The sequence below is a fragment of the Fusobacterium ulcerans ATCC 49185 genome (assembly GCF_900683735.1).
In the GTDB taxonomy this organism is placed as follows: Bacteria; Fusobacteriota; Fusobacteriia; order Fusobacteriales; family Fusobacteriaceae; genus Fusobacterium_A; species Fusobacterium_A ulcerans_A.
This window is the reverse complement of sequence record NZ_LR215979.1, coordinates 804,399-815,977: the sequence shown is the minus strand read 5'-3', so window position 1 is coordinate 815,977 and position 11,579 is coordinate 804,399. Positions and strand designations below refer to the sequence as shown.

General features: G+C 29.1%; 13 protein-coding genes. All 13 read right to left on the bottom strand.

Annotation, left to right across the window (positions count from 1 at the left end; genetic code table 11):
* Nucleotides 1-4: 4 nt before the first annotated feature.
* Nucleotides 5-565, bottom strand: coding sequence for a hypothetical protein (locus tag E0E45_RS03775; RefSeq protein ID WP_130889933.1), 561 nt, complete (start codon nucleotides 563-565; stop codon nucleotides 5-7).
* A 300-nt stretch (nucleotides 566-865) separates the two neighbouring features.
* Nucleotides 866-2,035, bottom strand: coding sequence for a tRNA guanosine(34) transglycosylase Tgt (tgt, locus tag E0E45_RS03770; RefSeq protein WP_130889932.1), 1,170 nt, complete (start codon nucleotides 2,033-2,035; stop codon nucleotides 866-868).
* An 18-nt stretch (nucleotides 2,036-2,053) separates the two neighbouring features.
* Nucleotides 2,054-4,234, bottom strand: coding sequence for a RelA/SpoT family protein (locus tag E0E45_RS03765; RefSeq protein WP_130889931.1), 2,181 nt, complete (start codon nucleotides 4,232-4,234; stop codon nucleotides 2,054-2,056).
* A gap of 98 nt (nucleotides 4,235-4,332) precedes the next feature.
* Nucleotides 4,333-4,845, bottom strand: a complete 513-nt coding sequence (locus E0E45_RS03760; protein ID WP_130889930.1) for an adenine phosphoribosyltransferase — start codon at nucleotides 4,843-4,845, stop codon at nucleotides 4,333-4,335.
* Nucleotides 4,846-4,859: 14 nt separating this feature from the next.
* On the bottom strand, nucleotides 4,860-5,708 hold the full coding sequence (locus E0E45_RS03755; protein ID WP_130889929.1) for a tetratricopeptide repeat protein: 849 nt from the start codon (nucleotides 5,706-5,708) through the stop codon (nucleotides 4,860-4,862).
* Nucleotides 5,705-6,391, bottom strand: a complete 687-nt coding sequence (locus tag E0E45_RS03750; RefSeq protein ID WP_130889928.1) for a DUF502 domain-containing protein — start codon at nucleotides 6,389-6,391, stop codon at nucleotides 5,705-5,707. Before E0E45_RS03750 ends, E0E45_RS03755 begins: the two co-directional genes overlap by 4 nt.
* On the bottom strand, nucleotides 6,384-7,658 hold the full coding sequence (locus E0E45_RS03745; protein ID WP_130889927.1) for a hemolysin family protein: 1,275 nt from the start codon (nucleotides 7,656-7,658) through the stop codon (nucleotides 6,384-6,386). Before E0E45_RS03745 ends, E0E45_RS03750 begins: the two co-directional genes overlap by 8 nt.
* Before the next feature lie 31 nt (nucleotides 7,659-7,689).
* A complete protein-coding gene (locus E0E45_RS03740) occupies nucleotides 7,690-8,133 on the bottom strand; it encodes a CBS domain-containing protein (RefSeq protein WP_130889926.1) in 444 nt (147 codons plus the stop codon).
* A 207-nt stretch (nucleotides 8,134-8,340) separates the two neighbouring features.
* On the bottom strand, nucleotides 8,341-8,796 hold the full coding sequence (gene accB, locus E0E45_RS03735) for an acetyl-CoA carboxylase biotin carboxyl carrier protein (RefSeq protein WP_130889925.1): 456 nt from the start codon (nucleotides 8,794-8,796) through the stop codon (nucleotides 8,341-8,343).
* 13 nt (nucleotides 8,797-8,809) lie between these two features.
* Nucleotides 8,810-9,259 (bottom strand): ACT domain-containing protein, encoded by a 450-nt coding sequence (locus tag E0E45_RS03730; protein WP_096403355.1) that lies wholly within the window; start codon nucleotides 9,257-9,259, stop codon nucleotides 8,810-8,812.
* Between the two features lie 31 nt (nucleotides 9,260-9,290).
* Nucleotides 9,291-10,139 carry a bifunctional methylenetetrahydrofolate dehydrogenase/methenyltetrahydrofolate cyclohydrolase FolD gene (gene folD, locus E0E45_RS03725; RefSeq protein WP_130889924.1) on the bottom strand — a complete coding sequence of 283 codons (849 nt, stop codon included), beginning with the start codon at nucleotides 10,137-10,139 and terminating at the stop codon, nucleotides 9,291-9,293.
* Between the two features lie 23 nt (nucleotides 10,140-10,162).
* Complete coding sequence (gene fmt, locus E0E45_RS03720; RefSeq protein WP_130889923.1) at nucleotides 10,163-11,095, bottom strand: methionyl-tRNA formyltransferase; 933 nt, start codon at nucleotides 11,093-11,095, stop codon at nucleotides 10,163-10,165.
* A gap of 14 nt (nucleotides 11,096-11,109) precedes the next feature.
* Entirely contained in the window at nucleotides 11,110-11,577 is a 468-nt protein-coding gene (nrdR, locus tag E0E45_RS03715) for a transcriptional regulator NrdR (RefSeq protein ID WP_130889922.1), read from the bottom strand.
* Nucleotides 11,578-11,579: the final 2 nt, after the last annotated feature.

Here is an 11,579-nt window from a genome sequence, read left to right as displayed (position 1 = left end):
CCCCTTAATTCCCTACTTTTACTTTCTGCTCCATCTTATCTAATCTGCTCAAGTATTCATTAAGTTTTTCATTTTCAAGTAAAAGTACTTCAATCTCATTATTATTTGAATTAAACTCATCATATACTTCATCAAATTTCTGACTTAAAAATACTCTGTTTTCATCAGATTCCATTCCCAAAACTTCTTCAAGTTTCATAATTTCCTCTTCTTCCATCTTCAAGAAAGACATTCTTTCCTTTCCAATTTCAAAAGCTCCAGTTGCTGCTGCCATTCTTACTTCTGGAGTATTCTCACTTCTAAATACTTTTTCTTCTAGAGATTCATTCATATCTCTCCTGATGTCTTCTAATATTTTCTTTCCTTTTTTTTCTTCAGCCTTTTCAGCAACTATTCTTACTTTTTCAGCATCTTCAATAGCTTTTTGTTTTGCTTTTTCCTCTGTTTGAATTTCTCTTCTTATCTGTTCAAGAACTTTTTTTCCCTCTTTTTCACTTATTTCTTGTGAATAAAGTGTAGTTGTTAAACAAGATAGAAAAAGAAATATCCCCAACATCTTTTTCATGTCTTTTTCCTCCTTTACAGCTAGTTTTGTCAAACAAATAATACATTTTAATTCTTTAAATCAATTTTATTTCTTGTTATTCCTCATGAATAAAATGTACTATTTATATATAAAAAGAACTTTTATAGTACAATTATAGCATGGTGTTCATTTTTTTTAAAGAATATATTTATTAAAATGTTTTATTAATAGCTGCATTTATTATTTTTAAAAAATCAACACATAAATGTTCTAAATAAAATCAAGCAAACAAAAAAAGAGAATGATTTCTTAAAATCATTCTCTTTTTATCATATTTTTTTATTTTTCAGATATTTTTTTTGCTTTAATCCATTCTGACTCTTTTCCCATAGTATAATTTCTTACAAAATTATTTTTATATTCTCCAAATTTATCTGCTATTATAGCTTCCCTAGCATTCTTCATTAATTTTAAAAGAAAATATAGATTATGGTAAGTAGCAAGTCTTTGTCCCAATATTTCTTCTGCCTTAAACAAATGTCTTATATATCCTCTTGTATAGTTTCTGCATACATAACAGTCACATCCTTCATCAAGCGGTCTGTCATCTTCAGCATAAGAAGCATTTTTTATAACAAGTCTTCCATATTTTGTAAATACAGTTCCATGTCTTCCTATTCTGCTAGGCTGTACACAATCCATCATATCTATTCCAGCTTCAACAGCTTCCAACATATCAAGAGGCTCTCCTACCCCCATTAAGTACCTAGGTTTTTCCTCTGGACATTTTTCTACTATATGATGAAGTATTCTATACATATCCTCTCTAGGCTCTCCTACAGCCAATCCTCCTATTGCATATCCAGAAAAGCTTTCATCCATCTCCATCAGTTCATTTAAACTTTTATCTCTAAGGTCCTCATATACTCCTCCTTGAACAATTGCAAACAGTCCTTGTTCATCAGGTCTCTTATGAGCCTCTATACATCTTTTTGCCCACCTAGTAGTTCTTTCAATAGATGGAATTATGTATTCTCTTGTAGATAAACCTGGAGGACACTCATCAAAAAGCATAACTATATCTGATCCAAGATTATTCTGGATATCTATTGATTTTTCTGGAGAAAGGAAATGTTTTGATCCATCAATATGTGAACTAAACTTTACTCCCTCTTCTGTAATTTTTCTCAAAGCTCCAAGACTAAATACCTGAAATCCGCCACTATCTGTGAGTATAGGCTTATTCCAATTCATGAATTTATGAAGTCCACCAAACTTTGCTATTAATTCATCACTTGGTCTTAAATAAAGATGATATGTATTTCCAAGTATTATTTCAGCTCCAATAGTTTCTAATTCTTCAGGTGTCATAGTTTTTACAGTTGCCTGTGTTCCTACAGGCATAAATACAGGTGTTTCTATCTCTCCATGAGGAGTTGTTATCTTTCCTGCTCTGGCTTTTCCCTGTTTTTTTACCAGTTCATATGTAACAGGTAATTTAATTGTCATATATTCTCCTATCTTATATTATCTATCTACAGATATTACATTTTTTAATTTTAAAATATTGTTCAATAAATATTTATATTCACTCTTATCACTTATTTCAATAGTTAATTTTATATTCATAAGTTTTTCCCCATTTTTAGTTATTTCATTAGAATTAACAGAAACAAGATGAATTTTATGATTTGCTATTGTATTTATAATATCTAAAAGTATATTTGGTTTATCATAAACCAAAACATTGAATGTAAACTTATATTTATTGACTTTTTTCTCTGTAAGAGCTTTATCCCAAGCCACTTCTATCTCTCTGGAAGGATCATGTTCTATCATTCCTTTTAGATTTTTACAGTCTTTACGATGAACAGTTATTCCTGTAAGTTTAGTTACATATCCAGTTATTTCATCCCCTGGCAGAGGTGTACAACATCTTGCAAACCTTATAAGAGTATTATTCACTCCATCAATAACTATTCCAAAATCATTTTTACCAGAAGTACTTTTTTCCTTCTCTTTTTTCTTTTCCATAAGTTCATCTATGTTGATATTTGAAATAGCTCTCTCTTTTTCTATTCTTGTTCTAAGTTTTTTTATAATAATATCTATTTTACTTCTTTTTTCTCCCACATGATAATAAAAATCATCTAAATTACTGATATTATTTTTTTCCATATGTTTTTTAATGATAGGATCCTCTTCCATTTCTTTTAAAGATATTCCTAATTTTCCTAGTTCTCTTTCAAGATTTTCTCTACCATTCTTTATTGTTTCATCCATTATCTGCTCTTTAAGCAGTTTTCTTATTTTACTTTTAGCTCCATGAGTAACTACTATATCCAACCAGTCTTTTGCAGGTCCTTTTGAATTTTTAGCAGTTATTATCTCTACTCTATCTCCATTTTGAAGCTTATAGTCAAGTGTTACAATTTTTCCATTTACCTTAGCTCCTACACATTTACATCCTATTTGTGTATGTATTGCAAAAGCAAAATCCAAAGGTGTAGAGCCTTGAGGAAGTTCCAAAATATCCCCTTTTGGAGAAAATACAAAAACTGTTTCATTCATTATATCTTCTGTTACACTTTTAATAAAATCTTGTGTATCCTCTGCTTCATTTTGAAGTTCAAGTATATTTCTAAGCCATCCATATACTTGATCTCCTTTTGTAACTTTTGTTTTTTCTTTGTAACTCCAATGAGCTGCGATTCCTTCTTCAGCTACTCTGTCCATATCCTCTGTTCTTATTTGGATCTCAATAAATTTACCTTGTGGTCCTACTATTGTTGTATGTATAGACTGATAGTTATTTGACTTTGGTACTGCTATATAATCTTTAAATCTTCCAGGAACAGGTCTAAAATGACTGTGAATAACTCCAAGAGTATTATAACATTCTCCTTCTGTATCTACAATTATACGTACCCCCATAAGGTCATATATATCATCAAATTCTTTTCCTTTTTCATACATTTTTTTATAGATACTATAAAAATGTTTAAACCTTCCTTTTACATTCCCCTTAATCCCTGTGTCATGAAGAAGTTTTACTATAGTCTTTATAAAGCTCTCTACATATTCGCTTCTTTCATCTCTTTTACTATCTATCAAAGATTTAATGTGTTCATATTCTTCTGGCTTTAAATAACGAAGGCATAAATCTTCAAGCTCCCACTTTATTTTTGCTATTCCTAATCTATGTGCAAGAGGAGCGTATATATCTAGAGTTTCTTGTGATATAGCTATCTGTTTTTCAGGTTTCATATATTTTAATGTTCTCATATTATGAAGTCTATCAGAAAGCTTAATTATTATTACTCTAAGATTTTGTGCCATAGCAAGAATCATTTTTCTTATATTTTCATCCTGCTTTTTAGTACCATTAGGAAGACTTTTTAATTTTGTAACTCCATCAACAAGTGTTGCTACTGTATCACCAAAATTATACTTGATATCTGCTAAAGTTATCAATGTATCTTCAACTATATCATGGAGTATTCCAGCTACAATAGTATCTGTATCCATTTTCATATCTATAAGAATCTTAGTAACTTCCACAGGATGCATAATATAATCTTCTCCAGATTTTCTATACTGTCCTTCATGGCACTCCTCAGCAAAATATAGAGCTAATTTGATTTTTTCCAGATCTACTTTTAAATTATTCTTATTTATCTGATTTACAATTTCTTCCCAATAGTTCATATACTTCCTCTTTTCTATAATGTGATTTTATTTTAAAAGAACTTAAAATAAAAAAGCCTAACCAAAACAAGTAAATTCTGAGTCAGGCTTCTGCTATTCTAATATTTCATCAAAGTCAAAACAGGATAATCTTTAAGTTTTTCCATTCCTTTTAACTCTTCAAGTTCAATTAAAAATGCTAGTCCCGCAACTATTCCTCCTAGAGATTCAACTAGTTTTATAACTGCTTCTATTGTTCCACCTGTTGCCAGTAAGTCGTCTATTATTAAAACTCTTTGTCCAGGTTTAATAGAATCTTTATGCATACATAAAACATTTGATCCATACTCAAGTTCATACGAATATTCTATAACTTCTCTTGGAAGCTTTCCTGGTTTTCTGACTGGAACAAATCCTATTCCTAAAGCATATGAAACTGGACATCCAAAAATGAATCCTCTAGCCTCTGGCCCAACTACCACATCTATATTATGTTCTTTAGCAAACTTTACTATTTGATCAGTAGCTTCTTTATATGCTTTTCCATCATTCATCAAAGGCGTTATATCTCTAAATACAATCCCTTCCTTTGGAAAATCTAATACAGTTGCTACATAATTTTTTAAGTCCATTCCATCTCACCCCATTAATCATCTATGCTCTTTCTCTTTAATTTTTTTCTGAGTTCTATATATTTAGGTTCATACTTATAACTATCTGAAATTAACTTAAAGGAATTAAATGCTTTTTCCTTATCTCCATTTTCTAGATACAATGTTGAAAGTATTAAAAATAGCTCATCATCTCCACCATATTCTGATATATATCTTATCAATATTTTGGCTGCTGAATCTTTTTCATTGAATACAGTTGATAAAGAATTACAATATAAAATTACATAATCTCTTTTATTTTTATAATTTTCATATTTTTTATTTAATAAAGAATATAAAATTTCTTTTTTATTCAATTTTATAAGATTATTTTTTATTGTATGATACAGCCTCATATCATATTTTTCCTCTTGTACTTCTTTTAGATAATTATATGATTTTTCATAATCGCTTTTTTCATAAGCTATATATCCTCTAAGTTTCAAAATATCATTATCATTTGAATTTTTTGGAAACATATTAAGATATTTTTCTGCTCTTTCAAACTGCTTATCTCTATAATAGACATTAGCTAAATTTTTTATAACACTTTCATCATTTGGGGCTATCTCATAAGCTTTTTCTAAATAATAAATAGCTGCTTCCTTATTTCCAAGTTCACAGTTTACTATTGCCATCTCTTTCATTACCATAAGATTTTTTGAGTCATTCTTATATATTTGTTCATACTCTTTTAAAGCTTCTTTTTTCTTCCCTTTATGATAAAGATTTACTCCTTTAATAAAGGTATAATCATCTTGAATAAGATTTTTTTCTTTCTTATCTGCTCCAGAGCATCCACCCAAAAGCAGTATTCCTAACAGAAAAAATATTTTTTTCATTCTATTGTTATCTGCTCCTGTTCTTCTTTTTCTTCTAAAGGTTTTTCTGGTAGAATAACTCCTCCAGATATTATCAACTTGACTGCATCATCTACTTTTATATCTAATATTTTTACATCTTTTGCATTTATAACTATAAACATACCTGAAGTTGGATTTGGTGAAGTTGGGATAAAGATATTATACATTCTTTCTATTCCTGTTGCCTTCTCCACATTAGGATTACTTTCAGATGTTAAAAATCCTATACTATAAATCCCTTTTCTAGGATATTCCACTGCTACTACTTTTTGATATGTTTTAGATCTGTCAGAAGTAATAACATCTATTATCTGACTTATTGTAGAATATATCTGATTTATAAATGGTATTTTAGCTAGAAAAGCCTTTGCTTTTTTAGCTATTTTTGCAAAAAATACCATTTTTAATGTAAGTCCTACAAAACAAATAAATACTACCATTGTAACCAGTGATAATATGTAGGTTAATATTTGAAAATAAAATAAATAATCCTCTTCTCCTACCAGATTTAATATAATTTCTTTTATTACTTTTGTAACAAATGAATCATTTAAAACTATCATTACTAAACTCATTACCCAGTTAAATATATATAGTGTCAACACTAATGGGAGAAGAGAAAATAATCCTGCATAAAAATAACTCTTTATATGTTTAGTCATTAGACTGTTGCTCCTTTTCTATTAGAACCCTTGATACTCTCATTTTATTTATTTCTAATACTTTAAGTTTAACTCCATTGAATTTAAGTTCATCTCCAATAGTAGCTAATCTACCTAATTCAGTAACAATCAATCCCCCAAGACTTTCATAATCATCAGATTCAGGAAGGTTTAAGCATAACTCTTTGTCAAGAGTTTCTATATCTATCATAGCATCTACTTCATAGCTATTTTCATCAATTTGAGTAATAAATTCCTCTTCCTCAGTATCAAACTCATCACGGATTTCACCAACTATTTCTTCTATAAGATCTTCTATAGTCAAAAGTCCTACAATTCCTCCATACTCATCTAATACTAATGCAATATGAACTTTAAGAGCTTTGAATTCCTTTAATATTTCTATAATAGATTTAGTTTCAGGAACAAAATACCCTGGTCTGATAAAGTTTTTTATAGGAACATTTGTATTTCCATCTTTTATAGAATTCATTATATCCTTTATATAAAGTACTCCCAATATATTATCAATAGTATCTTCATATACTGGTATCCTAGAAAATCCATTATCTACCATTTCATACCAGATATCGTCAATAGTTTTATTTCCTTCAAATGCAAGCATTGCTGTTCTAGGTGTCATTACTTCTTTAGCAGAAGTTTCTCCAAATCCTACTATAGAATGAATCATTTCCTTTTCATCCTCTTCTATTATACCTTCAGCTTCTCCTACATTTACAAAAGAAATTATATCTTCTTCTGTTATCATCAATGTCTCATCTTCTAGTTCTATCCCAAGAAGCCTTCCTATGAACTTTGATATCCATATCAATATTTTGATCAATGGCTTTGTAAAAAAGCTAAACCAATAAACAATAACTATAACCACTCCTGCTATCTTTAATGAATGATTTTTAGCTATTATTTTTGGAGTTATTTCTCCAAATACTAATATAATAATAGTCATTCCAATAGTCGCCACAGCAACTGATTTGCTTGAAGTCCCCATAAATTGAATAGTAACTATAGTTGCTATTGAAGAAGCAAGTATATTAACTATATTGTTTCCTAATAACAACCCTGTAAGCATCTCATTAGGATTTTTCAACCATTTCTTTAAAAGATTTACCTGCTTATCATGCTTTCCATCTTCTAATTTTTCTAAATGTATGCTTCTAAATGCTGTCAAAGCAGTTTCAGAGGCAGAAAAAAATCCTGATAACAAAATTAAAAACACAAGTAACACAACATTTTGGTACGTGTCCACTTTTACTCATACACCTTCCTTATTTTTTAAACTAATAACATTTATTTATTAAATCACTCTTTGTGACTATTCCAACTAATTTTTCGTTTTCCATAACTAAAACATAATTATATCCCTTATTAAGCATATTTGTTACTACATTTTCTAAATCATCATTCAGATCAGCAGTATAAAAATCTTTCTGCATAATATCTTCTACTTTAAATGAAATAAATTTTTTCAAACTTTCCTTATAACCCTTACTGTTAGGAAGAGCTATCATTACTTCCCAAAATGCAATAACTGGTGGTAAAGGAGTTTTTCCTTGCTTTATAAGTATATCCTCTCTTGTTACTACTCCAATTACTTTATCTCCATCTACTACTGGGAGCTTTCCAAACCCTTGATTCTTCATTATAAAAATGATATCTCCAAGGTGAGTATCTTTTCCTATTGTAACTATATTTTTATTATATACATCTTTAACTTTTTTCATAGAACACCTCCATGTGATATAATCTTACCATATAATTTATCAAAAAACAACATAACTTCAGTATATCCACCTGATACAGTTCTTTTTTTATATTTGAATTTTATAAATTTTATAGAAGATTTGCAAATAATACCTTTTACTATATATGTATACCACAAAAAAGTCAAATTTCATTTAAAAAAAATAAAAACCAGAAAGAATCTGGCTTTATTTTACAGAAAATAATTTGTCACCTTTCTTAACAAGCTGGCCATCTTCCACTAAAATTTTTACTATTGTACAATTTTTATGTGATTTAACCTCATTCATAAGTTTCATAGCTTCTATTATACATAATGTATCTCCTGCTGAAACTGTTTGTCCTTCTGCTATAAAAGCAGGATTTCCTGGAGCTGAAGATTTATAGAAAGTTCCTACCATTGGAGAATTTATTGTTTCCATTTCTTCTGTTTCTACTGTTGTTTCTACAATTTCTTCTACTGCAGCTGTTTCCACATTTTGTACTACAGCTGCCCTTTGTACTGCTGTAACTGTTTCTACTGCTGCTGGAATTTCTTTTTTTAGAGTTACTTTTGCTCCTTCACTCTCTATAACTACTTCATTTAAGTTATACTTATCAATATTTTCTGCTAAATCCTTTATAGTTTTTAAATCAATTTTCATTTTTTCCTCCAAATTAGTTGCTTCCTATTATTCTTAAATCTTTCACTCCATCAACTTCTGATATTCTTTCTAACATACCTTCTATTTTTCTAAGTACATTTTCAGTTGTTTGAAGTGAAATAGTTGATTTAGCTATTCCATCAATTGCAATATTTTGTATTATTGTAAGTATATTCATATCTTCTGTAGCTATTATTTCTAAAACCTTTGCAAGAATTCCTGGTTTATCCACAAGTGACATATGGATACTAAATACTTTATCTTTTCCACTTTCAAAAAAAGGTTTAATAAAATCTTTGTATTTATAATATGTACTTCTGCTTATTCCTACTTTTTTTATTGCTTCATATTTTGAGATTTTACTGTGTTGTACTAAATCATTAACTTTGATTACACTTTGAATAGAGTTTGGCAGTATTCTTTTATCAACTATGTAATATTCTCTTTTTTCTTTTTCGTTCATCTATCTTTTCCCTCCATATCCTTAAATATATTTATATTTTTCTATTATTTTTAAAAGCCTGCACAGTATTATGAAAAAGCATAGCAACAGTCATTGGTCCTACTCCACCTGGAACTGGAGTTATATAGGAAGCTTTTTTTGAAACTCCTTCAAAATCTATATCTCCAAAAAGTCCTTCTTCTGTTCTATTTATTCCTACATCTATAATCACTGCTCCATCTTTCACCATATCTTCAGTAATATATTTTGCAACACCAATAGCTACTACTAATATATCTGCATTTTTGGTTTTTTCTTTTAAATTCTTAGTTTTACTATTACATACTGTAACTGTTGCTCCTGCATTTATAAAGAACCCTGCCATAGGTTTCCCTACTATATTGCTTCTTCCAATAATTGTAACATCTTTTCCTTGAAGTTCTATTGAATACTTTTTCAATAATTCCATTATTCCTAATGGGGTACAAGGTTTTAATGAAGTTTTATTTCCTAAAAAAAGTAATCCTAGATTTTCAGGTTTAAACCCATCTACATCTTTTTTTAAAGCAATTTTTTGTATAACTTTATTTTCATCTATATGTTTTGGAAGAGGAAGCTGTACAAGCATCCCATCTACCTTGTCATCTTTATTTAGTTCATCTATTGTTTCCAATAGTTTTTCTTCACTGACATCTTCTGGAAGAAAATGTGGAAAACATTCTATCCCTATTTCTTTACAACCCTTTATTTTAGAATTTACATATATTTTTGATGCCGGATTTTCTCCAACCATAACTATTGCAAATCCTGGTACAAGTCCAGTTTTATTTTTTATTTCTAATAGTTCTTTTTTAAGCTCTTCTTTTACCTGAGAAGACATATTTTTTCCATCTAATATCATAGTTTCTCCTTCCAGCTGCACAGTTAATTTAGTTTATCACCTTTTTTTAGTACATTCCCATTTATGATATCTGTTCCATTCAGAAGTTTTTTATTTTCAGGTTTTACTTCTGTCAATATAACACTTCCATTACCAGTTTTCACAATGACACCTGCCCCTTTTTTTATGTCTACTATCTCTCCAACTGTTCCTTCTTCATAATTTCTAAAATTTTCTTTCACACCATATATTTTAAATATTTTATCATCTAAAGTTGTATAAGCACTTGGAAAAGGATTCATTCCTCTCACAAAGTTAAATATCTCTCTTTCACTTTTATTCCAATCTATTTTACAATCTTCTTTTTTGAAAGGTTTTACAAAAGTTGCCTCAGAATGATTTTGGGATATTCTTGGTGCTTCTTCTTTTTCTATAAGTTTTACTGCTTTTAAAAGAGCTTTTGCTCCCAAGTCTTTCAATCTGTCATGGAGAGTTAGAAAATTATCTTCATCTTTTATTTCAGTTGAAACACTAAGTATCATATCTCCTGCATCAAGTTCTTCAGCAATATACATTATAGTTACTCCTGATTCCTTTTCTCCATGTATTAAAGCTGCATTTATAGGTGCTGCTCCTCTATATTTTGGAAGAAGAGATGAATGAACATTTATTACTCCATATTTTGGCATATCTATTATCTCTTTAGGAAGTATCTTTCCATAAGCTACTACCACAATTAAATCTGGATTCAATTCTTTTATGACATTTTGAGTTTCCTCAATTTTTAAGCTATTTGGCTGATACACAGGTATATTATGCTCTAAAGCATATTCTTTTACTGGAGTAAATTTTATTTTCTTCCCTCTCATATTTGGTTTATCTACTTTTGTAAAAGCACCTATTATCTCATATTCTGAGTTTAATACATCAAAACAAGGAACTGCAAATTCAGGAGTTCCCATAAAAAGTATTCTCATCATTTCACCTGCTTCTAATCTTTTTTATTATTATCTTTATTTATATCTTCTACTATTTCTATGAAAGATTTTATATCATTAAATTCTTTATAAACTGAAGCAAACCTTACATATGCTACTTGATCTATACTTTTCAATCTTTCCATTACCATTTCTCCTAATTCTTGAGTTGTAATCTCTCCTCTCAGTGAATTTTGGATAGTTTTTTCTATTTCAAGAACAAAAGTTTCAAGACTCTCTCTGCTTATATTTCTTTTGACAGTAGCTGCTACAAGTCCTCTCATAAGCTTATTTCTATCATATCTATCTCTTCTTTTATCCTTTTTCACTATGTATAAAGGAGTTTCTTCTACTTTTTCAAAAGTAGTGAATCTCTTTTCACATTTTATACACTCACGACGTCTTTTAATTGAATATCCATCCATAAAAGAACGGCTATCTACTACCTTTGTATCTTCAGAATTACAAAATGGACATTTCATTT

What these genes read in the sequence shown, in the direction of transcription:
- E0E45_RS03775 (WP_130889933.1), bottom strand. Translation starts at nt 565, where the DNA reads ATGAAAAAGATGTTGGGGATATTTCTTTTTCTATCTTGTTTAACAACT.
- tgt (WP_130889932.1), bottom strand. Translation starts at nt 2,035, where the DNA reads ATGACAATTAAATTACCTGTTACATATGAACTGGTAAAAAAACAGGGA.
- E0E45_RS03765 (WP_130889931.1), bottom strand. Translation starts at nt 4,234, where the DNA reads ATGAACTATTGGGAAGAAATTGTAAATCAGATAAATAAGAATAATTTA.
- E0E45_RS03760 (WP_130889930.1), bottom strand. Translation starts at nt 4,845, where the DNA reads ATGGACTTAAAAAATTATGTAGCAACTGTATTAGATTTTCCAAAGGAA.
- E0E45_RS03755 (WP_130889929.1), bottom strand. Translation starts at nt 5,708, where the DNA reads ATGAAAAAAATATTTTTTCTGTTAGGAATACTGCTTTTGGGTGGATGC.
- E0E45_RS03750 (WP_130889928.1), bottom strand. Translation starts at nt 6,391, where the DNA reads ATGACTAAACATATAAAGAGTTATTTTTATGCAGGATTATTTTCTCTT.
- E0E45_RS03740 (WP_130889926.1), bottom strand. Translation starts at nt 8,133, where the DNA reads ATGAAAAAAGTTAAAGATGTATATAATAAAAATATAGTTACAATAGGA.
- accB (WP_130889925.1), bottom strand. Translation starts at nt 8,796, where the DNA reads ATGAAAATTGATTTAAAAACTATAAAGGATTTAGCAGAAAATATTGAT.
- E0E45_RS03730 (WP_096403355.1), bottom strand. Translation starts at nt 9,259, where the DNA reads ATGAACGAAAAAGAAAAAAGAGAATATTACATAGTTGATAAAAGAATA.
- folD (WP_130889924.1), bottom strand. Translation starts at nt 10,139, where the DNA reads ATGATATTAGATGGAAAAAATATGTCTTCTCAGGTAAAAGAAGAGCTT.
- fmt (WP_130889923.1), bottom strand. Translation starts at nt 11,095, where the DNA reads ATGAGAATACTTTTTATGGGAACTCCTGAATTTGCAGTTCCTTGTTTT.
- nrdR (WP_130889922.1), bottom strand. Translation starts at nt 11,577, where the DNA reads ATGAAATGTCCATTTTGTAATTCTGAAGATACAAAGGTAGTAGATAGC.